The 23,532-nt window shown below is 36.7% G+C and carries 19 protein-coding genes; 12 read left to right on the top strand and 7 right to left on the bottom strand.

All coding sequences use genetic code 11. From position 1 onward, the window contains the following. Window positions 1-186 precede the first annotated feature (186 nt). Window positions 187-528 (bottom strand): ArsR/SmtB family transcription factor, encoded by a 342-nt coding sequence (locus ACORJQ_RS01510; RefSeq protein ID WP_321325382.1) that lies wholly within the window; start codon window positions 526-528, stop codon window positions 187-189. Window positions 529-645: 117 nt separating this feature from the next. Between ACORJQ_RS01510 and ACORJQ_RS01505 the strand changes: the two genes are divergently transcribed. Genes ACORJQ_RS01505 through ACORJQ_RS01485 form a run of 5 tightly spaced genes read left to right on the top strand, consistent with a single transcriptional unit; the run spans window position 646 to window position 4,796 of the window. After that, entirely contained in the window at window positions 646-1,581 is a 936-nt protein-coding gene (locus ACORJQ_RS01505) for an MBL fold metallo-hydrolase (RefSeq protein ID WP_321325380.1), read from the top strand. A gap of 9 nt (window positions 1,582-1,590) precedes the next feature. Continuing rightward, the gene (locus tag ACORJQ_RS01500) at window positions 1,591-2,586 is read left to right on the top strand and encodes a permease (RefSeq protein ID WP_321325378.1); all 996 of its coding nucleotides are present in this window, start codon (window positions 1,591-1,593) and stop codon (window positions 2,584-2,586) included. 33 nt (window positions 2,587-2,619) lie between these two features. After that, on the top strand, window positions 2,620-3,249 hold the full coding sequence (locus ACORJQ_RS01495; protein WP_321325376.1) for an MTH895/ArsE family thioredoxin-like protein: 630 nt from the start codon (window positions 2,620-2,622) through the stop codon (window positions 3,247-3,249). Between the two features lie 19 nt (window positions 3,250-3,268). Beyond that, window positions 3,269-3,736 carry an arsenate reductase ArsC gene (locus ACORJQ_RS01490; RefSeq protein ID WP_321325374.1) on the top strand — a complete coding sequence of 156 codons (468 nt, stop codon included), beginning with the start codon at window positions 3,269-3,271 and terminating at the stop codon, window positions 3,734-3,736. Between the two features lie 37 nt (window positions 3,737-3,773). Continuing rightward, entirely contained in the window at window positions 3,774-4,796 is a 1,023-nt protein-coding gene (locus tag ACORJQ_RS01485) for an ArsJ-associated glyceraldehyde-3-phosphate dehydrogenase (protein WP_321325372.1), read from the top strand. 165 nt (window positions 4,797-4,961) lie between these two features. Here ACORJQ_RS01485 and ACORJQ_RS01480 read toward each other — a convergent pair whose 3' ends face one another. Then, complete coding sequence (locus ACORJQ_RS01480; protein WP_321325369.1) at window positions 4,962-7,286, bottom strand: methyl-accepting chemotaxis protein; 2,325 nt, start codon at window positions 7,284-7,286, stop codon at window positions 4,962-4,964. Between the two features lie 382 nt (window positions 7,287-7,668). On the opposite strand from ACORJQ_RS01480, the gene arsJ reads away from it, so the two are divergent. From arsJ to ACORJQ_RS01465, 3 genes are all read left to right on the top strand, one after another. Beyond that, on the top strand, window positions 7,669-8,883 hold the full coding sequence (gene arsJ / locus ACORJQ_RS01475) for an organoarsenical effux MFS transporter ArsJ (protein ID WP_321325367.1): 1,215 nt from the start codon (window positions 7,669-7,671) through the stop codon (window positions 8,881-8,883). Window positions 8,884-8,940: 57 nt separating this feature from the next. Further along, entirely contained in the window at window positions 8,941-9,360 is a 420-nt protein-coding gene (locus tag ACORJQ_RS01470; protein WP_321325365.1) for a secondary thiamine-phosphate synthase enzyme YjbQ, read from the top strand. 146 nt (window positions 9,361-9,506) lie between these two features. Further along, the gene (locus ACORJQ_RS01465) at window positions 9,507-11,570 is read left to right on the top strand and encodes a M3 family metallopeptidase (protein ID WP_321325364.1); all 2,064 of its coding nucleotides are present in this window, start codon (window positions 9,507-9,509) and stop codon (window positions 11,568-11,570) included. Window positions 11,571-11,751: 181 nt separating this feature from the next. Here the strand turns inward: ACORJQ_RS01465 and ACORJQ_RS01460 are convergent, their stop codons facing one another. The 3 genes from ACORJQ_RS01460 to ACORJQ_RS01450 all read right to left on the bottom strand — a co-directional run bounded on the left by ACORJQ_RS01460 (window position 11,752) and on the right by ACORJQ_RS01450 (window position 14,136). After that, window positions 11,752-13,065 (bottom strand): porin, encoded by a 1,314-nt coding sequence (locus ACORJQ_RS01460; protein WP_321325362.1) that lies wholly within the window; start codon window positions 13,063-13,065, stop codon window positions 11,752-11,754. Window positions 13,066-13,150: 85 nt separating this feature from the next. Further along, window positions 13,151-13,648, bottom strand: coding sequence for a DsrE family protein (locus ACORJQ_RS01455; protein ID WP_321325360.1), 498 nt, complete (start codon window positions 13,646-13,648; stop codon window positions 13,151-13,153). A gap of 29 nt (window positions 13,649-13,677) precedes the next feature. Then, a complete protein-coding gene (locus tag ACORJQ_RS01450; protein ID WP_321325358.1) occupies window positions 13,678-14,136 on the bottom strand; it encodes a DsrE family protein in 459 nt (152 codons plus the stop codon). A 211-nt stretch (window positions 14,137-14,347) separates the two neighbouring features. Here ACORJQ_RS01450 and ACORJQ_RS01445 point away from each other — a divergent pair, with 211 nt between their 5' ends. From ACORJQ_RS01445 to ACORJQ_RS01430, 4 genes are all read left to right on the top strand, one after another. Beyond that, a complete protein-coding gene (locus tag ACORJQ_RS01445; protein WP_321325356.1) occupies window positions 14,348-14,926 on the top strand; it encodes an RNA polymerase sigma factor in 579 nt (192 codons plus the stop codon). A 2-nt stretch (window positions 14,927-14,928) separates the two neighbouring features. Next, window positions 14,929-15,636, top strand: a complete 708-nt coding sequence (locus ACORJQ_RS01440; protein ID WP_321325355.1) for a zf-HC2 domain-containing protein — start codon at window positions 14,929-14,931, stop codon at window positions 15,634-15,636. A 92-nt stretch (window positions 15,637-15,728) separates the two neighbouring features. Then, window positions 15,729-17,060 (top strand): MFS transporter, encoded by a 1,332-nt coding sequence (locus ACORJQ_RS01435; RefSeq protein WP_321325353.1) that lies wholly within the window; start codon window positions 15,729-15,731, stop codon window positions 17,058-17,060. 135 nt (window positions 17,061-17,195) lie between these two features. After that, on the top strand, window positions 17,196-19,358 hold the full coding sequence (locus ACORJQ_RS01430; RefSeq protein WP_321325351.1) for an AMP-binding protein: 2,163 nt from the start codon (window positions 17,196-17,198) through the stop codon (window positions 19,356-19,358). A gap of 276 nt (window positions 19,359-19,634) precedes the next feature. On the opposite strand, the gene ACORJQ_RS01425 is transcribed toward ACORJQ_RS01430, so the two are convergent. Both ACORJQ_RS01425 and ACORJQ_RS01420 read right to left on the bottom strand, forming a co-directional pair. Then, on the bottom strand, window positions 19,635-21,359 hold the full coding sequence (locus ACORJQ_RS01425) for a BatD family protein (protein WP_321325350.1): 1,725 nt from the start codon (window positions 21,357-21,359) through the stop codon (window positions 19,635-19,637). Between the two features lie 5 nt (window positions 21,360-21,364). Further along, window positions 21,365-23,530 (bottom strand): VWA domain-containing protein, encoded by a 2,166-nt coding sequence (locus ACORJQ_RS01420; RefSeq protein WP_321325348.1) that lies wholly within the window; start codon window positions 23,528-23,530, stop codon window positions 21,365-21,367. Window positions 23,531-23,532 lie beyond the last annotated feature (2 nt).

Here is a 23,532-nt window from a genome sequence, read left to right as displayed (position 1 = left end):
TGGCTTTCAAATTTGTGCATTCTTGCGGTTTTTTTAATATTACTAATACAAAGAGTTAGGTTTTCTAAAATAATTGCTATATGAGCTTATATTTAAGGATTTTTAATCTATTTTGAGTTTTTTATTTTTTAAAACATGTTTTTTTAAAAGATCACTTTAAATTACATTTTTAGTTTCACGTGAAACTTATTTTGTTGAACAGATAAGATTGCCTTGCTCAATTTTTTTTATGTCATTTATTATGGCATCACATTGTTCTAGTTGTAATTTCAAGTTAGCCATTTCTATAATTTCAATGTTCTCTTTTACCAGTGAATAATGCATCCAAACACCTTCTCGCCAAGATTTGACTAAACCAGAGTTTTTCATATACGCTAAGTGTCTAGAAACGGTACTTTGGCTAATTTCTAATATCTCAACAATTTCACATACACAGAAAGACTCTTTTTGCATTAATTGGTAAAGAATTCGTAATCGAATTGGGTCGGATAAAGCTTTAAATATTTGGCTTAGGTTTTCTAGATTCATCACATTCACTTCTATTAAAGTTTTATTAAATTGATTATTTAGCTTGTAATTTACCATAAAAAGACTAACAATATGTATATATCCGCTTATACGGATATATAATTTTGGAGTTAATTTATGAATCTTTTAAAAACAATCACTAGTGTCTTTATTCTTAGTCTACTAGTTCTATCTAAACCAGTATTTGCTATGGAGTTCGACTTTAAAAAGGTAGCAGATAAGACCTATGCGTATATTGGTCCATTAACAAATCGTACTCCTGAAAATTTAGGATTAAATAATAATATTGGCCTTGTTTTGACTAAACAGGGAGCTGTATTGATAGATTCTGGTGCTGGAATTCCTTCAGCTAAGGCCCTTGAGAAAGCAGTAAAGAAAGTAACAGATTTACCCATCATTGCAGTAATTAATACAGGAAGTCAGGATCATCGTTGGTTAGGTAATGGATACTTTTCTGATAAAGGTGCCAAGATATATGCCTTAGAACAAACAGTAAAAACTCAATTATCAATGGGAGCTGGCCAGGTTGAAAAAATGACAAAAGTAACAGATATTTTTGCATCCACTAAACCTGTTACATCATTAAAACCATTTCCAGGTGATAAGGCTAAATTTACAATTGGTGATGTTAAGTTTGAATTGATACATTTCGGAGATGCACACTTTCCAGGTGATGCCGTAGTCTGGTTGCCTGAACAAAAAACATTATTTTCTGGCGATCTTATTTATGTAGATCGTATGTTGGGAGTCCTTCCTTTTTCTAACGTAGCAAGTTGGCAAAAGGCTTTTCATGCTGCAGAAGCTTTACCAGCTAAAGTAATTGTTCCAGGGCATGGTCAGGTTTGTGATTGGGATAAAGCGAGAAAGGATACAGGCAATTATTTAGACAAATTAGTGAGTGTTATGTCTGCTGCAGCGGATGAGATGTTAGGAGTGGGGCAAGCAGTAGAAGATAATAAAGACTGGCCTGAATTTAAACATTTAGAACATTATGATACTTGGCATAAAACAATTCTTAACCGTACCTATTTACAGTTTGAAAACGGTATGTAGGAGACTGTAATGTTTGAAATATTTACAATTTTAGGGGATTGGTTTTCCTTTGAATTGCTAGGGCTATCTCCAGATACTCAAATAGGTTCTGCGGTACAGTTTTTTATTATGGACAGTACCAAGATATTCTTTTTGCTGGTTGCAATTATATATTTAATGGGACTTTTAAGAGCCTTTGTATCAACTGAAAAAATCAGAGATGTTGTGGCTGGTAAACCTAAATGGATAGGGCGTAGCCTTGCAATAACTTTAGGTTCAGTTACGCCTTTTTGTTCTTGTTCTTCAGTACCGTTATTTATTGGGTTTGTTGAGGCACGTATTCCTTTAGGTATTACCTTTGCTTTTTTGATCGCTAGTCCGATGATTAATGAAGTTGCTGTTGTCTTGCTTATATCTTTATTAGGTTGGGAAATGGCTCTAATGTATGTCATTGCAGGTATCACTGTTGCGTACATAGGTTCGCTAATAATTGAAAGATTTAAACCGGAACGTTGGGTAGAGTCCTATGTTTGGGATATTAAAATGAAGCAACAAGGTGTTACTGAGTCTACCCACAATACACTTGAATCAAGACATAGTTTTGCTTGGAATGAAGTAAAAGTTATTGTTAAACGTATATGGTATTGGGTGGTAATTGGTATAGCGGTTGGAGCTTTGTTTCACGGATATGTTCCTGAGGCTTGGGTATCAGAAACTTTATCAGATGCGTCTAATTGGTGGAGCGTTCCCGCTGCAGTTTTATTGGGGATTCCCCTATATTCAAACGCAACAGGTGTAATTCCTATTGTTGAGGCGATGCTTGGAAAAGGAGTGCCTTTAGGAACGAGCTTAGCGTTAATGATGAGTATTGCTGCTTTATCTTTACCTGAGATCCTGATTCTAAGAAAAGTTATTCAATGGCCAGCATTAGCGATATTTGTAACAGTATTAGCGGTATCGTTTATCTTAGTCGGATATATTTTTAATTTTATTCAATTCAATTTACCAGGCCTGGTAAGTTTGTAATTTAACTATTTTTATCTTTAAACAGGAGTTTTTATGAAAGGTAATATTATGATTCGTATGATTTCATTAATGATTATAGTGCCAATTTTGTTAGCCCATTTTACTGGGCAAGTTGATTTACTTAAGCCTACGTGGCTTTGGTTAACTTTATTTGCAGGGCTTAATGCATTACAAGCAACTTTCACGGGTTGGTGTCCTGCCAGTCGTTTTTTACCCCATGACCCAAAAACAGGTGCATGTTGTATTTCAGATACTAGTGGAACTTGTTGTTCATCGTCTAAAGAGGCAGCTACTTCAAGCTCATGTTGTAGTGAAGATGTTTCACGTGAAACAAAAGAGAATTCTTGTTGTTCTGACAGTAAAAAAGAGTCATGTTGTTCAAGTCCAGATACAGCCAAAGAAGCATCATGCTGCGACGGTGATAGTATAAAAATTAAAGTACTTGGTACAGGTTGTACGACATGTGAAAACACAATTAAATTAATTGAATCAACCGCTACTGAGAAAGGTATTAAGGTTAACGTCATTAAGGTTGAGGATGTAGCTGAGATTGCGTCTTATGGTGTAATGAGCACACCGGGTGTTGTTATTAATGAGCAGGTTGTTCATAGTGGTGGTATGCCTTCAAAGCAATTAGTTACAGAATGGTTAACAAAAAATTAATAAAAATCAGGAAAACGGTATGTATAACGTTTTATTCATAGATCTAGAAAATTCTGTGAGAAGTATCCTCGCAGAAGCTCTTTTGAATCATTGGGGTAAAGATAAATTTACTGCATATAGTGCAGGCAGTGAACCAAGTGGTGAAATTAACCCCCATGTTATTCAGTTGCTGGAGAAGGCACAGTTACCAACAGAAGGTTTGCACTCTAAAAGTGTCAGTGAATTTTCGAAAGATGAATCTCCTAAAATGGATTTTGTTTTTATTCTCTGTGACAAAGTGAGAGGGGAGGTTTGTCCTATTTGGCCAGAACACACCATTACCGCTGTATGGGGAATAGATAGCCCATATAGCGATGACTTACATATGGATGTTATTAGAGAAATACTTCACTCATTAGAAAGTCGAATTAATGTATTTGTGCAGTTACCAATTAGCAAACTTGAGCACTTAAAGCTACAAGAAGAAATACACAATTTAAGTCAATAACAGGTTATGTCAATAATAGGATTATAAGGTTTTGAAAATGAAAACGATTAGAGTAGCAATAAATGGTTTTGGCCGTATGGGTCGATTGGCAATGCGTGTGGCATTTGACTGGCCAGAAATTGAGATTGTGCATATAAATGAGATTGCTACTGATGCAGCTGGTTCTGCTCATTTACTTAATTTTGATTCAGCACATGGCCGTTGGCACCATGAGGCAGTTGAACAAAATGGTCAAATTATAGTGGGTGATAACGCCATTGGTTATTCAATGAACAAATCGGTTTCTGAAACCCAATGGGGCGATTTAAATGTAGATGTTGTGATTGAATCGACAGGTAAATTTAGAACTGTTGAAACCATTCAGCCGTATCTTGATCAAGGTATAGAACAAGTGATTGTTGCTGCACCTATGAAAGAAGGGATTAAGAACATTGTAATGGGAATTAATGATGACACTTTTTCACCAGGTCATGACCCAATCATTACAGCAGCTTCTTGTACGACTAATTGTATTGCACCAGTTATCAAAGTAATGCATGAAAAATTAGGCATTAAACACGGCATGATTACCACGATGCATGACAGAACCAATACTCAAAAAGTCGTGGATCACGGGCATAAAGATTTACGCAGAGCTCGTGCCAGTTTTGAATCACTAATTCCAACTTCAACAGGTTCTGCTTCGGCTATTGGTACCATTTTTCCAGAGCTAAATGGTAAGTTGAATGGTATTGCGGTTCGTGTTCCATTGATGAATGCATCCTTAACTGATTTAGTTTTAGAAATGGAAAAACCAACTTCAGTTGAAGAAGTAAACGGCATACTTAAAGAAGCTTCAGAAACTTATCTAAAAGATATTTTAGGCTTTGAAACACGTCCTTTAGTGTCTGTTGATTACGAAGGTGAAACCTGTTCAAGTGTTATTGATGCACCTTCAACTATGGTAGTGAATGGTACTCAAGTGAAGCTACTTGCTTGGTATGATAATGAAATTGGTTATGTATCACGTATGATGGAATTAGCCGTTAAAGTCGCTAAAGAAAATCTATCTGTAGCTTAGGCTAAATTGGATTTGTTGCATCTATTTGAGATTCAGTTTTTATCTAAAAAAATGAGAGCATAAGCTCTCATTTCATATAAGTCGATTCAGTTGTTGTAACTAAGCTAGTTTTTTATCTATAGTTGAACCTAACTTACCTTCTTATATAGATTGAGTTGAGTGCTCTCATTTAGTCGCTTTAGTGGTTTGAAAGAACGCCATCTCATTTTCTAATGCATCCGTTTGTTCTAACATGCTTTCTGCCGCTGAGGTTGTTTCTTCTACTAAAGCGGCATTTTGTTGGGTAACTTGATCAATTTGGTCGATAGCTTTATGTACTTGTTGAATTCCTTCATTTTGCTGGAATGAAGCCTGAGCAATTTGTTCAATCATCTCAGCGACTTCATTGATAGACTGGTTTATGTTACTTAATACAGACCCTGATTCCGACGCGAGTTTGGTTCCTTGATCTATTCTATTTACACTTTCCCCAATTAGGTTTGTTATCTCTTTAGCCGCATCGGCTGATTTTTGTGCCAAATTTCTTACCTCACCAGCCACTACTGCAAACCCTCGTCCATGTTCTCCTGCTCTAGCTGCTTCAACAGCTGCGTTCAATGCAAGCAAGTTAGTTTGGAAGGCTATACTATCGATCATACTGACAATATCAGAAATTTTATGGCTGGATTCTTGTATGGAATTCATGGCATGAATGGTTTGATCCATAACTTGAGAGCCTGCTGATGATTTATCATTCACTTCATGTGCTAATTCTGAAGCTTGTTTTGCATGTTCTGAGTTATTTTTTACTGTTGAACTCATCTCCTCCATTGTGGATGAAGTTTCTTCAATTGCGGCAGCCTGTTGTTGTACACGGCTACTCAATTCGCTTGATCCTTGAGCAACTTCTGTTGCTGCGAGATTTACGGTTTTAGAAACCTCTGAGGCTTGTTTTACGGTATTTATGAGTGTATTTGCCGTAGTATTTACGGCTTCTTTAAGCGTCTCTAATTGGCCACTATAGGTTCCAGTGATATTTTGCGTTAAATCTCCTTTGGATTGAGCCACAACTACATTAAGAATATCTTGAATTGCTTGATCTAAGCTTTCCATTGAAGTATTGATGTTATTCTTCATTATAGCCATATCACCTTGTGCTTCTGACTCTATTCGGTGATGAAATTCACCTTGGCTCATATTGCTCATGACTTGGTTAATTTCTTCTATTGAGTGGTGCATATTGTCCAATACAGTTTCAATGCCTTCACGGAATGTTTTTGGCACATCTTTATTCATTTTGACATTGAACTGGCCAGAACCTAGAGCCTGCATTACATTACTCAGCTCCATCATCATAAACTCAACACTTTCTGCCGAGCTGTTTACACCAACCTTTAACTGGTTGAGGTCGCCAACCAAATTTGCTTTGATTCGTTTGTCAAAATGACCTTGAGAAATTTCGTATAAGGTTGTATTCGCTTCATTTATAGCATTTTGAAAGTTTTCAAGCATATGATTAAACGCATTGCTAACATCGAGAATTTCGTCTTTTTTGTCATAGTTACAGCGTAAATTAAAGTCATTGGTTTTACCAACGGTCATTATGATTTCACTTAGTTCTTTGATAGCGCGCGATATACTTCTAGCGGTCATTAAACTCATTATGATAAGTATAGATGAAAGTACAATTGCTAGAATAATAGCCAACCATTTTTTGGCTTGGATGTTATTAGCTAATAGCGTGGCAATACCTTTATTAATCTCTTTTAGGGATTCATCGGTATTATGAACTGCATGACGCATCTTTTCTTGGAGACCGCTATTACTGTCTAATCCTAAAGCAACATAGCCGTTGACCATGTTTTCAAAGTCGGTTTGATATTTTTTTAGAAGGTCAGTGATAATGTCTTTATCGGTAATAGCCAGTTCTGAATCAGAAAGTGTTTTATTGAAACTAATAATGTCTTTATTAAATTTATCCAAATACTTTATGTCCATGCGCAGTAAAAAGTCTTTTTCTCGTCTTCTTAACATCAACATATCTGCAGTAAGTTGTGATTGATTATAAGTTTTAAGTTTTGACTCAATATTATGAACAGCGTTTCTAAGTGAACCTTGTAATCCTGATTTTGGGTCTAAGCCAACCTTTTGGTATGCAGCAACGAGTTGAGAGAAGGATGTGTTATAAGTTTCTAAATATTGCCTTAAAGACTGGATGTCCTTAACATTGGCACCTTCTTGTTTTAGGAAACTTTCTAAATTTGTAATATTTTGTATTAGAGATTGATATGACTTGCTAAATCGATTTTGGTATTTAAGGTCTTTACGCATCAAAAAGTCGTTTTCATTTCGGCGCAACATCAAAATTTCCGTCTGGATTTTTTGAAGTTGCACTTCGGCATTTTTCAATTCTTCAATTTTAGAGAGAGATGAAGTAAAAATTAGTATCATTCCCACACCTAAAATAAATGCTGAAAAAGCAATTAAGTACATCCTTTTACTGATAGTCATGCCAATCTTCCTTTGCCTATAGTTGCTAAGACTGTTTTCTAAGCAAAATGCTTACCAAAAAGGTTTTTAATAAATAGAAAGCTTTGTAAAATTATTAAGTTAAAACATATACTTATATTAGTGTTGGCTTATATTGTTTGCTGTTGTAGAGAAATTTAAGGAAGGAAATAAAACAAAGGTTAATTTTGGACACACCATTAAAACAATGCTATTTAAAATTCAATTATTCGATTTTATATGGCATTTTTCTATCATATTGTAGGTACGGTTATTATTTTTTGATTGGAATATTATTTATTTAACTTTACTGTCGCATTTCTTTACTATAGTAGACATTTATTACGAGCTTATTTACTTAAAATACAAGCATAAAAGGGAAGTAATGAATAGTAATCAACAATATGGAATTGTAACTGCCAACTATTGGGCATATACCTTAACTGACGGTGCATTACGCATGTTGGTATTACTGTATTTTTATCAGTTAGGTTATACGCCACTAGCTATTGCCATGCTGTTTTTGTTTTATGAGTTTTTTGGCATTGTAACCAATTTAGTGGGTGGGTGGTTAGGTGCAAGATTAGGACTTAATGTCACCATGAATATTGGCCTGGGATTGCAAATTATTGCACTGGTCATGTTAACAGTGCCTAATGAATGGTTGAGTGTGGTTTACGTTATGTTTGCTCAAGCTTTGTCTGGTATAGCCAAAGACTTAAATAAAATGAGTGCCAAAAGCAGTATTAAATCTTTGGCAAGTGATACCGACGGAACGCTATATAAATGGGTGAGTGTTTTAACAGGTTCTAAAAATGCTTTAAAAGGGGTAGGGTTCTTTTTAGGTGCGGTGTTACTTGAGCTAGTTGGTTTTGCTAATGCAATGTGGGTGATGTCTGCGATGTTAATGGTCGCTTTAACGGTTTCACTGTTATTTTTAGATGGCTCTTTGGGTAAATCTAAAAATAAAAGTAAATTTAATGAGATGTTTTCAAAATCTCCTGCCATCAACTGGTTGTCTGCCGCTCGCTTCTTTTTATTTGGTGCACGTGATATTTGGTTTGTGGTGGCTTTGCCAATTTATTTACAAGGTGTATTGGACTGGAGTTTTCATGAGGTTGGAAGCTTTATGGCATTGTGGATCATTGGTTATGGATTCATCCAAGCCGCGACACCTAAAATACTGGGCTTATCTAAAAAACAAAACGTTTATTCTGCAGAAAGCAACCCAACAGACAGTAACCCAACTGTAAGCACCGCCATGAAGCTGGCTCTAGCTTTAGCTGTAGTGCCTTTAGTGATGGCTTGGCAATTATCTAATAGCCCGCAATTAGTCATAATTATTGGTTTGGCTCTATTTGCTCTGTTTTTTGCCCTTAACTCATCAGTACATTCATACTTAATTGTTTCGATGGCTAATGAAGATGGTGCTTCTAAAGACGTTGGATTTTATTACATGGCTAATGCGGGTGGTCGTTTAATGGGAACGGTATTATCAGGCTATGTATACCAAACATTGGGTATGGAAGCTTGTTTATTATTTGCTACGGCATTTATTTTAATGTCTGCCACACTAGTATTACGTGTGCCAAATTCTTAGAATAGATAAGACCTGCAAAGGTATCAAATTCAATATTTTCTATTTTAAGGAAAGCCTGTGTGGATTCAAAAAACAATTACCTTAAAGGCACAATCAAGAGGGTTTCATTTAGTTACCAATGAAATCCTTTCTAACCTACCTGAACTGCGAGATATTAATATAGGATTAATGCATATCCTAATTAAGCATACCTCAGCATCACTTACTATTAATGAAAATGCTGATCCTTCAGTGCGTGATGATTTTGAAAGCTTCTTTAATGACGTCGTAGCTGAAAATAAATCCTATTTTACTCATACTTATGAAGGTTCAGATGATATGCCTGCACATTTAAAAGGCAGTCTTTTAGGTTTTGATTTAACCATTCCTATTAGTAATGGTTATCCAAACTTAGGAACTTGGCAGGGCATCTATTTGTGCGAGCATCGTAATCATGGTGGAGCAAGAACCTTGGTAGTCACTATTCAAGGTGAGTAATCGTTAACCAAATGACTATTTAAATTTACCAGGCCTGGTAAATTGAGTTGAATTTTTAATAAATAGCCATACAAAGAGTTATACGCTATATCAATACTTAAACTTAATAATATATACAAATAACCCAAATAAAAGACCTAGACCTTATGACACAATCTTCAACAGCCGTAACTCAAAATCCTTTTTTATCGGATTCACATTTTCCTGAATTTTCTGCGTTTCACGTGGAACACATAGAATCAGCCGTTTCACAATTATTAGCAGATAATAAAAAAATTATTGATGAATTAGTCTCTTCAACACAAGAACCGACTTGGCAAAATTTTGTAGAACCTCTTGAAAGCATTGATAACCGTTTTGAAAAAGTGTGGGGGCCTGTTGGGCATTTAGATGCGGTAATGAACAGTGACGAATGGCACAAAGCCTATACTAACTGTTTAGAGAAGGTAACACAGTATTACACTGAGAATGGTCAAAATGCAGGTCTCTATGAAAAGTTTAATGCTATTTCACAAAGTGATGAATACCATAGTTACAACCTTGCACAGAAAAAAGTCATTGAAAACGCATTGCGTAATTTTCGTTTAAGCGGTATTGCTTTACCTGCTGATAAACAAGCGATTTACAAAGATCTTAAACAACGTTTATCGCAAAATAGCAGCCAGTTTGGAAATAACGTCCTTAAGTCAACTCAGGCTTGGTCAAAGCATATCGAAGATAAACAAGACTTAGCAGGCCTGCCAGAATCGGCAATGGGATTATTACAACAGTTAGCAGAGCAAAAGTCGTTAACAGGCTGGTGTGTTACTTTAGATTTTCCTTCGTATTTAGCGGTTATGACGCATGCAGACAATAGAGAGCTACGTGCAGAAGTCTACAAAGCATTTTCTACTCGTGCTTCAGACCAGGCGGATAATACGGCTTTTGATAACAGTGAATTAATTGAGATTATTCGTGCAGATCGTCATCAATTAGCGACTTTATTAGGTTTCGAAAATTATGCAGAATACTCATTAGCCACCAAAATGGCAGAGTCAACCGATCAGGTTTTAGGCTTTTTAAGAGATTTAGCGGCTAAGTCAAAACCACAGGCTCAACAAGAATTAGAAACCTTAAAAGCTTTTGCTAAAACTGAACTGGGTATTGAAGATTTTCAACCTTGGGATGTTACTTATGCATCTGAAAAACTAAAAAATAAAACCTTATCTCTATCCCAAGAAAAACTACGCCCTTATTTTCCAGTAGAAAAGGTTTTGCAGGGATTATTCTCAATTACTCAAAAACTGTTTGGTATTAAGATTAACGTAAAAACCGGTGTTGAGACTTGGCATAAAGATGTTCGATTTTTTGAATTAACTGATGAAACCAATCAAGTAGTAGGGCACTTTTATTTAGATTTATACGCGCGTGAAAATAAACGTGGTGGAGCTTGGATGGATTCAGCGATTACGCGTTGGCAACATCCTAAAGGAAAATTACAAACACCTGTGGCCTATTTAGTGTGTAACTTTACTCCGCCTATTGGCGATAAAGAAGCGTGCTTAACTCATGATGAGGTAACTACGTTATTTCATGAATTTGGTCACGGGATTCATCATCTATTTACCAAAATGGAACAATTAGATGTTTCTGGTATTGCTGGCGTGCCTTGGGATGCGGTTGAACTTCCTTCTCAGTTTATGGAAAACTTTTGTTGGGAGAGAGAAGGATTAGATTTCATCTCATCACATGTTGAGACGGGTGAAAGCTTACCCAATGATTTATTTGAAGCACTCAAAAAAGGTCGTGGTTTTCAGTCGGCCATGATGATGTTGCGCCAAATTGAATTTGCATTGGTTGACTTTGAACTGCACACTTTTTACAACCCAGATTCACCAGAAGATATTTTGAATCTTTCTCAACGTATTCGCGATGAAGTGGCCGTAGTACAACCACCAAGTTATAACAGACAGCTTCACAGCTTTAGTCATATCTTTGCCGGCGGATACGCGGCAGGGTATTACAGCTACAAATGGGCAGAAGTTTTATCTGCAGATGCGTTTAGTCTGTTTGAAGAAACCGGTATTTTAAATTTAGATACAGGAATGCATTTTAAAAATACAATTTTAGCGGCAGGTGGGTCAATTGATCCAATGGTATTGTTTAAAACCTTTAGAGGCCGTGAACCAGAGATTGATGCGTTATTAAGACACAGTGGTATTGCGGCTTAAATTAAAATTCAATTATCATGAGTCACTATTTAATCAATTGATACAAATAAAAAAGCCCTTACACCAAAAAGATGTAAGGGCAAATTGGTTTATCTTAGGGCTAAAATGAACCAATACAACGAGAATGAATGTAAAAGGCTTTCAGTAATTGAAGGCCTTTTTTATTTGTTAAGAATAGATATTAAAATACCATCATCAACTGAGCTGAGATGCGGTTATCTATACCATTTAATATAGTTTGAACAGGAGCTGATGACGGGACATCAGGTGCATCAATATTACGGATTTCATAGTTTAAACGGGCAGATGTCTTTTTATTAAAGAAGTACTGAGCACCTAGAGTTGTAGTTGTAAATACTCGGTGCTTATCTTTACCTGTACCAGATTGCGAATCTTTAGCCGTTGCGCTGTCTAATACATCATAACGAGCATTTAATTCAAGATTAGGCATCACTCGGTAACCAAGGTCTAATTGGTAAGCGTCTGCTTTTTGGTCAGTAAATACCGTTAAAGGGTTTCCTGCTACGGCACCAACTGGACCACCAAAAATCATCCCATCAGCCGTAATGTATTCAGCAGCAGCTCGGTACTTGCCATCAAAATAAGTCATACCAACCCCCGCACGATTACGGTCATAATCAGTGTTGTTGTAGGTACGTTTTCCTTGATCTGACCACGCATACATTTTTAGGCTATGACGTCTAGGGCCTTGAGAATTGTTAAAAACCTTTTCAGTAGATAGATATAGATAAAGGTCTTTGCTTTTGTTGTCGTCATTCAGAGCTAAGCCATTACCATTGCCATATTTAATTGCATAACTGTTTTCCCAGTCACCACTTTTAAAGGTATCAAATATCTGGATACCAGTATCTCGTCCAGCAAATACGGCATCTGTTCTTACGCCAGTTCCAACTCCATTAGTCACTGTTGAATCAGCAAGCTTACGTTCAATTAATAGGCGATCTGTACCACTCGTAAAGTTGACATAGTTAAAAACCGGAATCCCTTTAAACGATTCTTCAGAACCTGGGTTTTTAAATAAACCCACTCTTACACGAGCACCTTTTATATGGTTTAAGGTGATGCTGGCATCTGTTAATTGACCTTGCGAACCATTTTCGCCAGTGGTTATTCCGTTATTTCCAAATTCCATCATTAAAAAATAGTTAACATTTTTATCTAATGGAAAGTTAGCGCCTCTTACTCCTATACGAGCACGTTTAACGTTAAAACCACTTGAAGTACTTAACTGAGGTGGAAGTTGGTTAAATGCGGCAGATTTACCAATGTTTGGACCTGCTTGAATTTTCGTGTCATCAGTTTGTTGATAATCAATTTGAGCAAATCCCCATAGCTTAGCTCTAGGGGCTTGATCGGCTTTTTCGGTACCTTGTAACATTAACCAGTTGGCTGCTTGGGCTGACTGTGCACCTAAAACACCTGCCAGTGCAATGATTAATGTACTTTTTTTGAGTTTGAGCTTTTTGTTAAACATGACTGTCCTCTCTCATTTTTATGAGCTAATATTTTTGTATTAATTATTATTATTTGATTTTGATTTTGATTTGAGTGTGGGGTTCTTAAGGTCGAAGATATGTGTAACCTAGGCCTTGTAAATAAGCTAATTCTGCAACACCACTAGGTACAACATCATCTTGATTTGCATCGTATAAATCTTCTTCTAAATTTACATCTCTACCCTTTAACGTATTGTTACAAACATTAAAATGCACACCTTGTAACTTTAAGGCATCTACTCGTTGAGTAATCTTATCTACGGCATTTGCCGTTTTAAATCTAGGCACTCTTTTTAAGGCATCTGGCTTAAGAAGAAGTGATAAACCATTACCGTGTAGTACAACGCGAATATCGACATTGTCAGCACCTACAGCATTAATATGGTTTTGAATGTTTCTTAAGGTGCTAAACTGCTTTTTTGCATCGTCATAGTTGATGTGATAAACCACTTTTTGATGGCCGTAACGTGAAGAACTGTCTTCGGCAGAAGCTGTGGTGCTAGAAATTAAACCGATTACAGTAAGAAATAGTGCAGTAAATAAATGAGTAAATGTTTTCATAATAACCTCTTTAAATTAATTTAGAACGTTTAGGGTTTAAGGATTTGCCAACCAGCGGCATTAAGCTGCAAAATGCGACCTGCACCTGCAGGAACAATCCCTACATTTTTTTGAATTTTTGGGGTATAGCCCAGTTTTTTGGCCATATGGTTGATTGTGTTTTGACAAGCACTAAATCGAATCCCGGAATCCATTAGAGTGTTAATGCGTTGGCTATTGGTATTACCGTCAAACATTAAACGAACACCTGGACCAAAGGCTACTACTTCAATATCAACATTATCAGCACCGTAGTAACGTTGAAGGTTACCGGCAACGTTGAGTACCAAGGTTTGTTTAAAAGGATCGCTGTCACTAATTTGTAAAACAATTTTGTGTTCTGCGAAAGTATCTGGCAAAGGAGCTTCTGTTTGAGCTGCAAAACTGGGTAGGCAAAACAATAGACTGAATAAAAAGCCTATTGTGTTAAGTAAATACGATTTTTGCATAAATATTATCCTTGATAATTTAGGTTCAAATTTCGGCGCGCTTAACTAGTAAACGTTTGAACCGAAGAGATTATTCCATTGATTTGAGATGAAAGAATTTATTGGCCTAGTAGTTGGGTTAATATCGTAAATTGCTAATATATAAAAGGTTTTACAAATAAAAAATTATAGATTAGTATCGAAAAAGGGCTAATTTGAATAAGAAACAGAAATGACTATGACTTTATCCAATAAGGTTAAAAATTTGTTTGGTGACAAACATAAAAAACGACAATTAAATGCTTTGTTTACAGAGAAATACCAGAATCTATACCGTTTAGCGTTTGCTTGGTGTCACCAGGCAGCTCAAGCGGAAGATTTGGTTCAAGAGACTTTGTTAAAGGCATTAGAAAAATCTAAAGATATTGAAAATTTAGAGCATTTAGACGCATTTCTCGTCACAATTATGCGAAATACCTTTTTAGATATTATGCGTTTTAACAAACGATGGCAGTGGACAAATGAGGATGAAATTGATCAATTTTTTGCTCAAGATTGCAGTGAAACAGAGATGATTGCTCAGCAAAATTCAGAATGCTTATGTAAAGCGATGGCGAGTTTACCTTTTGAACAACGAGAAGCCATTGCTTTAGTAGATTTGCAAGGTTTTAGTTACCAACAAATTGCAGAAATAACAGATACTCCTATAGGCACTGTGATGAGTAGAATATCGCGTGGCAGAGAGAGTTTATTAAAACGTATGAAACACATTGAAAAGTATGGAACCAACATCGTTCCATTGCGGAGATAGAGATGAAACATTCTATTGAAACCTATCATTTACACGCGTATTTAGACGGAGAGTTGAGTCGTGAAGAGTCAGCAGAAGTAGAAGCGGCTATTGCAGTAGATAAAAAACTTAAAGAGCATTTAGACGAGCTTAATCAGGTTAAAACTAAAGTGTCTTTAGTTTATACAGAGAATATCCCTAAGCCAAAAAATACTAAATCTAACGTATTTGAAAACAGACAAACCAAAAGCTGGTCAGCACCAAAAACTGCGGTTGCATCGCTTATTTTAGGTTTGTTACTTGGGGCAGGTGCTTTAAAGATATATATGGTAAATAGTGTGGCAGATTCACCTTTTATGCATAAATCAGTAGCAGAAGGTTCGGCCAATTATTTAGTACATTTAGATTCTGACTTACCTGAAAAAGAGCTCCAAGCGATTAAAGAGCTTGAAAGCTTACTTACGGATTCGGATCCAAATGTTAGGGTTGATCTTATCTCCAACCACAAGGGAGTTGAGTTGTTAGAAGTAGATAACCCCAATAGTAAAAAGTTAGTACACCTTATGAGTAAATACCCTAATTTAACGTTATTTGCATGCAAAAGAACTTTAGAACGTGCTAAAAACAGGGGTAAGCCAATGAAACTTTTGCCGCAAGTTCAGCATGATAAACCTGCTATTGACGCTGTAGTAGAAAGGCTAAATTCTGGTTGGAACTATATCAAAATTTAAGAGTTATCAATAAAGTGACGCTGTGATTTTGGATATATCACATAGGAGATATGAGTTAAACTAACCTGAATTTTACGAAATGAATTGATTAAATGATTGATACACCTAAAAAAAAGCAACGATGCTTATTATTAAATAGAAGCTTTTACCCACTATTTTGGGTGCAATTTTTAGGTGCTTTCAATGATAATCTTTATAAAAATGCTATGGTGATGCTCATCACCTTCAAACTTACCAATAGTGCTGTAGATACAGGCTTGTTAATTACCTTAGCAGCAGGCCTATTTATTTTACCTTTCTTTATTTTCTCTGCTTTTGCTGGGCAAATTGCAGACAGATATCCTAAAAGTGTTCTTATTAAAAAAATTAAACTCGCTGAGATTTTAATTATGCTGATAGGCGGTTTGGCTTTGCTTAGCCAAAACCTATGGTTACTGTTTATTACACTATTTTTGATGGGTACTCAATCGGCCTTTTTTGGGCCAATTAAATACTCGATATTGCCTGAAATATTAGATGAAAAGAGGCTTATTAAAGGTAATGGATTGTTTAGTGGCTCCACTTTTATTGCTATTTTAATAGGGACTATTTTAGGAGGCCTGGGTGTTTTATTAGATGGCGGTTTATGGATTATGGCAAGCCTGGTAATTTTGGTTTCTGTTATAGGTTATCTGTTTAGTTTATTAATAGCTGAGAGTAAGCAATTTGATAAGCAGTTAGTGATTAACTGGAACAGGTTCTCTAGTACCTATCAAGTGGTTAAAGAGAGCCATACCCATAAAACGGCGTTTTTTTCAGTGCTGGCAATTTCGTGGTTTTGGTTTATTGGTGCAGTGATGCTCAGTCAAATACCAGCCTTAGTAAAATATGACTTATACGCTAATGATAAAGTGGTGATGCTGTTTTTAACTTTGTTCTCAGTGGGCATTGCTATAGGTTCTGGCTTGGTTGGCAAATTAATGCCTGTTCACGCCACGATAAAATGGCATTGGGGCATGATATTAGGTATGTCGGCCATGTTGTTGCTGACTGTTTGGAGTATTTTTGCAATTCATTCAGGTGTTGTACATGAGCAAAATGTTTCACATGAAACCTTATTAACAATTGCTCAGTTTATTACATTGTGGCCAGCAAATTTATCTCTGGTTTTTTTATTTATACTTGCGGTGTTAGGTGGAATGTATATTGTGCCGCTTTATACCATATTGCAAACACATACCCCGATCGCCGTCCGTGCTAGAATAGTCGCCGTAAACAACATCGTAAATGCACTGTTAATGGTGGTTTCAGCTATATTAATTATGCTAGGTTTTGCTTTCTCTTTGAGTTTATTAGAGATGTTTAGCATACTTGCCTTTCTTAATGTTTTTGTGGCAATTGTACTGTATAGAAATCGTTTAAAAGCAAGTGAACCTTGGTCTTAATTGCATCGGTATAAGAGCTTGTTTTACCCCCTTAAAATTAAAAAATAGGCCCTGGTGAGCCAAAATGTAAATGGCCAAAGTAGCTGCAGGTTAAAAGTTTGCGATTGGCTATGATAGTAAGAGTAGGAAAAATATATGAAATGGTTGTTTAAATTTATTGCAAAAATATTGTTCAAACTGCTTTACCGAGTAGAGGTAAAAGGTTTGCAAAACTATCAGCAAGCATTAGACAGTGGACGACCCATTTTAATTATTGCCAACCATGTTTCTTTATTAGATGGACCTTTGCTAGATCTATTTATCCCTGGTGAAACTACCTTTATGGTGGATACTTCTCACACCAAAAAATGGCATGAACGTTTTATTTTGTCGATGATTCACTTTTTTAAAGTTGACATTCATAGTCCTTACGCCGCAAAACATATGATTGATGAGCTTAAAAAAAATAATCAATGCATGATTTTTCCTGAAGGGCGAATCACCACCAACGGCTCTTTAATGAAAGTATATGAGGGCACAGGACTGATTGCAGACAAAACCAATTCCGCAGTGTTAACCGTTTATATTAGCGGCGCGGTTTATAGTCATTTCTCTTACTTAGATGGCACAAAGTTCGCGTTTATAAAACGTATGTGGTTTCCCAAAATACAGTTGCATATACAGCCGCACACCACAATCTCGGTAGAAAAATCGCTTAAAAGTCACGAAAAGCATCAACATTACAAACAAGTTGTTTTTAATTTACTACGCGATGCCAGTTTTTATGCAGGGGTGGTAGAGCACTCTTTATTTGCGAGTTTGGTTGAAGCTAAAAAACGTTTTTGGGCAAAAGATATTTGTATTGAAGATATTAACGACCAAAAACTGAGTTTAAAAAAGATGACTCAAGCTTCTGTAATTTTGGGTAAAGCGTTGCATAAAAACCTAAAAGGGCAAAAGCGTGTTGGTCTTATGTTGCCCAATGTTTCAGGAATGCCGGCCAGCTTTTTTGCATTACAAGCCTATGGTTATGTACCTGCGATGATTAACTTTACCGCGGGTCAAGCGGCAATTGAATCGGCTTGCGAAACTGCGGAATTACAAACTATTGTCACTTCTAAAAAGTTTGTGGAAGCTTTTGAGATTGAAAGCTTGATAGAAGGTTTATCGGCTAAAGTTAACTTCTTATATTTAGAAGATGTTCGTACTCAAATTGGTTTGTTTTCAAAATTAGCAGGCCTGGTCACTCCACCAACCCTCCTAAAAGGATATAAAAGTGCTTTTGATAGCGAAGCGGTTGTTCTGTTTACCTCTGGTTCAGAGGGAGTACCAAAAGGGGTAGTGTTATCGCATGGTAATATCATCAATAACATTGAGCAAATCCATGCGGTGTTTCATGTGTATTCTTACGATAAGATTTTTAATGCTTTACCCACCTTTCATTGTTTTGGTTTAACTGCAGGGTTATTGTGGCCGATTTTAAAAGGTTCAAAGGTCTTTTTATACCCGTCACCAGTTCATTATGGTGTAGTGCCTGAGATGGTGTATCAAACCAACTCAACCTTTATTTTTGGTACAGATACTTTTTACAGTGGTTATGCACGTAAAGCAGATCCATTTGATTTTTACAGTATTAAAGCAATGGTGGCAGGTGCGGAAAGACTACGTCCTGAAACTCGTGAACTTTACGCTAATAAATATCACAAACCAATCTTTGAAGGTTACGGCGTAACAGAAACCACACCAGTATTAGCGGTAAATACTCCAATGGGTTATAAGCATGGTTCGGTAGGGCAGTTTGTGCCAGCTATAGAACATCGTCTTGAACCTATACCAGGCATCGAAGAAGGCGGACGCTTGCATGTTAAGGGTCCTAATATTATGTTGGGATATCTACTTCCTGACCAACCAGGGATTGTGCAACCGCCATTAGATGGTTGGCATGATACCGGCGATATTGTGGATGTAGATGAAGATGGCTACGTATGGATTAAAGGCCGTGCCAAACGTTTTGCCAAGATTGCTGGTGAGATGGTCTCTTTAACCGCAGTTGAAACCTATATTAACTTGGCTAGCCCAGAAGGGCATCACGTTGTTGTAGCGGTACCAGATGAGCGTAAAGGCGAGCAATTAGTCTTAGTAACAGATGACGTTACCTTGAGCCGTAAAACCGTCACAGATGCCGCTAAAGAAAAGCAGGTATCAGATTTAATGATTCCTAAAACCGTTATTTTGGTAGAGCAAGTTCCTATTTTAGGAACGGGTAAAACCAATTACCCTGAAGTTCAAAAAATTGCAGAAAGACATTTTACAAGTTAGCGGTAAGGAACATCAGCAGCTACTACTGCTTGTGATTTAATTAAAAAGCACTCACATATGAGTGCTTTTTAGTTTATATGGGATTGTTTTAGAGTCGTTAATAATCAATTTACCACACCCTGCAAGAGGGTATAAAGGCTTGGTAAATTGATTAAAAACTGAATGAGGGTTATGTAAGTAAAGGATATGAATACTCAGCGAAGTTTTAAAAACGAGCAAAACTTCAGCGGATTTATGTCCAACAAATTTATATTCAGCAATTCAATATTCAATAAGCTAATTGTTATAGAGTGAGTTTAACTCTTCTTGTTTTTTGTTGGCTGTATTTGTTTCTGTCACCATTGATGCCCAATGATCACAAATAGTTTGTTGGGTTTTATATTGCAACTCTTGGCCGGCAAAAAGATGAGCCTCTAGATTAAAGATGGCTTTTCTTAATGGTTCATTGGTTATGGCATCAACACTCTTAATATTAAAGTCTTCATGCAATTGGCGTAATAGTTCTTTATAAAACTCAGGTAGAGGCAAATCACACCATTTGTTATTAAATGTATGCTGAGTGGCTGGTTGGGTACTGACCGCAACCATAGGTTGGTTTTGAAGCTCTTTAATTTGCTTACGGGTGCGTAACAATAACAGCAAAGTAATTAACCATATAGAAACTAAAACAGACACAATAATTAGCCATATCCAAACAGGAGTAGAGGGCGATTCATCTAAACCATTGTTTGATTTAGGCATATACTTAGCAGTACCTTGACTGTTATTTACAGCAGTAGTTTGGCTATTTTGAGTCAATCCAGTTGGTTTAGGAATGGCTTTATTTTGATCATTTTCAGCAGGCCAAACGGTTAAAGGTTTGCTTTTTAAAACCGCATTTTCAAACTTATGGGTTTTGGTATTCCACCAGGTAATATTGATATCGGGTAAATGAATAGTGCCTGGTTTGGTGGGAATAATTGCCTGACTAATCACCTTAACGCTTTGTACCCCTTCTTCAGAAAGGCTTTGACTTGATTTGGCTTCGTCTGCATATATTTTGAAGTCTTTGCCATTTTGACTACTAATTGCGGGTAGTTGAGAGGCTTTTAATCCTTTAGCCGTGAGAGTAATGACACGGCGTAAACTATCACCCACTTGTATATCTTTAGGCATGTCCTCCCATTTTTGATTCAGGGTAACCTGTTCAGCAGGTAACCAATATGAGGCCGTGCTTTTTTCTGCAGGCAGCACATTGATGACAATAGGTTTAGAATTCGCCTGTACGCCTTTTTGTTTGCCTCTTAAGTGAATTAAACCAGTAAAGGTAGGTCCTGCTATTTTTAATTGACCACTTGCCTGCGGAAACACAGCATATTGCCATTCATAGACCGTATATTGCTGACCGTTAATGGTTTTACCAAATACCGACTGCTCTTTTAAAGACTCAATTAACGCATTATTAAATTCAGGCGGGCGAATATTACCGTTAATTAGGCTTCCTTTATGATAAAAACGCAGGGTGTAGATAAACTGTTCTTGAACATGAACCTGTTTTTTATCAGTTTCTGCTTCTAAGAAATAGGGTGGGTTACCATCAACGTATTCCGCTTTTTTTACGGTGATTGTATAGGGCTTACTTTTTACGCCATCAATAGTAAAAGCCGGAATGGTTAATTTACCAACTTGTTTAGGTAAAATTTGCACTTGCCACAAGGTAAATGAAGAGTATTTACCATTAATAATCTGAATTTGATTACTTTGCTGTTGGTTAATGACATCAAACTGTTTTTTAAGTTCGTCTAAATCAAGTTCCTTGCCCTTAGCCTGAAAGTCAGTTTGAATGGATAAAGTAATGACGTCACCCATTTCAACCGTTTGTCGATCGGTTTTTATGCTAATACTATTGGCTAAGGCAAACTGGCTAAATAACATAAGCCAGAGCATTAAAAGCAAAGATTTAAATAGGCCAAAACGGTTAGGTTTATTGGCGTCTTTTAGGTAAATAGGGCATGTTTTCATTTCGCTTACCACTGTTTTTCTGATGCATCATTATCCGAAGGCGGATTTTGCTGGAATTGGTATTCAAACTTTCGTTTTAAGAACAGGCCTGGTTGGTCAGGAATTTGTTTTAACCAGGTTTGTTGAGCTTGTTCTTTTTCAGATAATTTTTTATTAGGTTTACCACCATCACCTTCACCTGTTTTTTTATTGTCCGGCGAGAGTGAATCATTGAGTTTAGTAGGGGTAACCGCTTGTTTATCTTCTTTATCATTTCCTGATTGACCGTCACTGTTAGCAGCTTCGGTTATGCCTTTGTTGTTATCATTGGCACCTAAGCCGTCTGTTGATGAAGAAGAGTTATTAGCTGAACTTGTATCTTGATTGTCAGAGTTATCAGGCTGGGCACCACTACTTTGTTTATTAGAGTCATTTTGCTGATCTTGTTGGTCATTTTTAGAACCGCTATTACCAGCTTGATCGGCGTTATTTTGGTTATTATTTTGCTGATTTTGACTGTTTTGTTTGCCATCTTGGTTTTCAGATCCATTATTTGGCTGGCTGTCTTTTGATGAGTTTTGTTGTTGGTTCTCTTTTTGATTATTTTGTTGACCATCTTGCTTGTTGTTTTGCTGGTCTTTGTTGTCGTTATTTTGTGGTGAGTTATTCTTCTTTGATTCAGAATCTTGTTTGTCTTGATTTGTATTTTTTGGGTTTTGTTGATTCTCAGGTGACTGACCCTTATTGTCATTTTGCGGAGGCAGTTTAGGTGGCTTGGGTTGTTGAGTAAGCAAATTATTAACAACGGCAAGGTTCGCTTTAGCTTGCTTAAAATTTGGATTTAGTTGCAACGCTTTTTCGTAGGATTTTGTGGCTTCTGCCAACTTACCACTCATTGCCTGAGCATTACCCAGGTTGTAATAGCCCGTTGCACTTTTGTCTAATTGAAATAACTTCGCGGCTTGAGCATATTTACCCTGTCGATACATGGCACTGGCTCGCCATTGCTGGTTTTCAAATAGAGATTCTGCCGCACCGTATTTTTTATTTTCCCAGGCCTGGTAGCCCTGTTGGTCGAGAGATTTAAACATTGAGGGCAGTTCGGCTAAATAGTCCATGGCATAACTAGGTTGCGGTGTCAGTAGGCCCAAAGGTAAAATCCCCACCACTAAAAGGCTTAAAAAAGTACCGCGTCTAAACAGAAACGCCACAATGGGTAGTAATATAAATAGGAAATAAGCCCCAATATCCAAAGGGTGATTAACCTCTTTAGGTGTTTTGGATTCAGCTTGGTTTTCTGTTGATGAGATGTCTGGCGGTAAAAGGTTTTTAACACTGGTATCTTCAGGTTTTAACTCTACCCATTTAATCCCGGTTTTTTTAGCTAAATCGGCAAATCGTTTAAAAGGTACGCTTGGCAGAATTAACTTTTCTTTTTTGTCTTTCAGTAAACCGTAATTAGGTATTTGAACCACACCACCTTTACTGGTGCCTACTGTCATTAGGGTAACACTGGCAGAGTGGTTATCTATCCAATTGGCAATGGGTTCTATTTGTTGTTTTTCAATATCGTCAGTAATCCAAATAATATGTGGATTGGTGATTTGAGCACCATCAAATAGTTTTTGGGCTAACTTTAAGCCTTGTAAAGGGTTTGAGCCAAACTTAGGCATCATTACTGGGTTTAAGCTAGGTAACAGCCCTAACAGGGTTTGGTTGTCACCAGAGATTGGACTAATTGTATGGGCAGAACCCGCATAAACCACCATGCCTGTTGCGTACTCTGGATATTGTTTAAGTAAATCAGTAAGTTTGTATTTAACTCTGGATATACGGTTTGGTGGTAGGTCATCCGCCAACATAGAAAGTGACAAATCTAAAACTATTACAATCCCTTGTTGTGATTTTTGAGCAGGAATATCAACCGATTTAACCCAAGGTCCAGATAGAGCAAGCACGGCAAAAAACCAGGCAATAATCAAACCGATGTAACCCATTTTTTCATTGGCGGTTGGTCCAGAAGAGCTGTTTTCTCCAAGTAATAAATGGCGGAACTTGGGGGCGATTACCTCATACCAAGCACCTTGTTTTCGGTTAGTTTGCCAAATTTTCCAGATAATCCAAATAATCGGAATTAAAGCCAAAAACCACCAAGGTCTTAAAAAATGAATGTTACTTAATAACTCCATCATCT

Source organism: Thiomicrorhabdus sp., assembly GCF_963662555.1.
Taxonomy (GTDB): domain Bacteria; phylum Pseudomonadota; class Gammaproteobacteria; order Thiomicrospirales; family Thiomicrospiraceae; genus Thiomicrorhabdus.
The sequence above is the reverse complement of the archived record's forward strand: the minus strand, read 5'-3'. Positions and strand labels throughout refer to the sequence as shown.

Bases quoted from the DNA above. Each gene is read 5' to 3' on its own strand.
- ACORJQ_RS01510 (WP_321325382.1), bottom strand. From the start codon at position 528: ATGAATCTAGAAAACCTAAGCCAAATATTTAAAGCTTTATCCGACCCA.
- ACORJQ_RS01505 (WP_321325380.1), top strand. From the start codon at position 646: ATGAATCTTTTAAAAACAATCACTAGTGTCTTTATTCTTAGTCTACTA.
- ACORJQ_RS01500 (WP_321325378.1), top strand. From the start codon at position 1,591: ATGTTTGAAATATTTACAATTTTAGGGGATTGGTTTTCCTTTGAATTG.
- ACORJQ_RS01495 (WP_321325376.1), top strand. From the start codon at position 2,620: ATGAAAGGTAATATTATGATTCGTATGATTTCATTAATGATTATAGTG.
- ACORJQ_RS01490 (WP_321325374.1), top strand. From the start codon at position 3,269: ATGTATAACGTTTTATTCATAGATCTAGAAAATTCTGTGAGAAGTATC.
- ACORJQ_RS01485 (WP_321325372.1), top strand. From the start codon at position 3,774: ATGAAAACGATTAGAGTAGCAATAAATGGTTTTGGCCGTATGGGTCGA.
- ACORJQ_RS01480 (WP_321325369.1), bottom strand. From the start codon at position 7,286: ATGACTATCAGTAAAAGGATGTACTTAATTGCTTTTTCAGCATTTATT.
- arsJ (WP_321325367.1), top strand. From the start codon at position 7,669: ATGAATAGTAATCAACAATATGGAATTGTAACTGCCAACTATTGGGCA.
- ACORJQ_RS01465 (WP_321325364.1), top strand. From the start codon at position 9,507: ATGACACAATCTTCAACAGCCGTAACTCAAAATCCTTTTTTATCGGAT.
- ACORJQ_RS01460 (WP_321325362.1), bottom strand. From the start codon at position 13,065: ATGTTTAACAAAAAGCTCAAACTCAAAAAAAGTACATTAATCATTGCA.
- ACORJQ_RS01455 (WP_321325360.1), bottom strand. From the start codon at position 13,648: ATGAAAACATTTACTCATTTATTTACTGCACTATTTCTTACTGTAATC.
- ACORJQ_RS01450 (WP_321325358.1), bottom strand. From the start codon at position 14,136: ATGCAAAAATCGTATTTACTTAACACAATAGGCTTTTTATTCAGTCTA.
- ACORJQ_RS01445 (WP_321325356.1), top strand. From the start codon at position 14,348: ATGACTATGACTTTATCCAATAAGGTTAAAAATTTGTTTGGTGACAAA.
- ACORJQ_RS01440 (WP_321325355.1), top strand. From the start codon at position 14,929: ATGAAACATTCTATTGAAACCTATCATTTACACGCGTATTTAGACGGA.
- ACORJQ_RS01435 (WP_321325353.1), top strand. From the start codon at position 15,729: ATGATTGATACACCTAAAAAAAAGCAACGATGCTTATTATTAAATAGA.
- ACORJQ_RS01430 (WP_321325351.1), top strand. From the start codon at position 17,196: ATGAAATGGTTGTTTAAATTTATTGCAAAAATATTGTTCAAACTGCTT.
- ACORJQ_RS01425 (WP_321325350.1), bottom strand. From the start codon at position 21,359: ATGAAAACATGCCCTATTTACCTAAAAGACGCCAATAAACCTAACCGT.
- ACORJQ_RS01420 (WP_321325348.1), bottom strand. From the start codon at position 23,530: ATGATGGAGTTATTAAGTAACATTCATTTTTTAAGACCTTGGTGGTTT.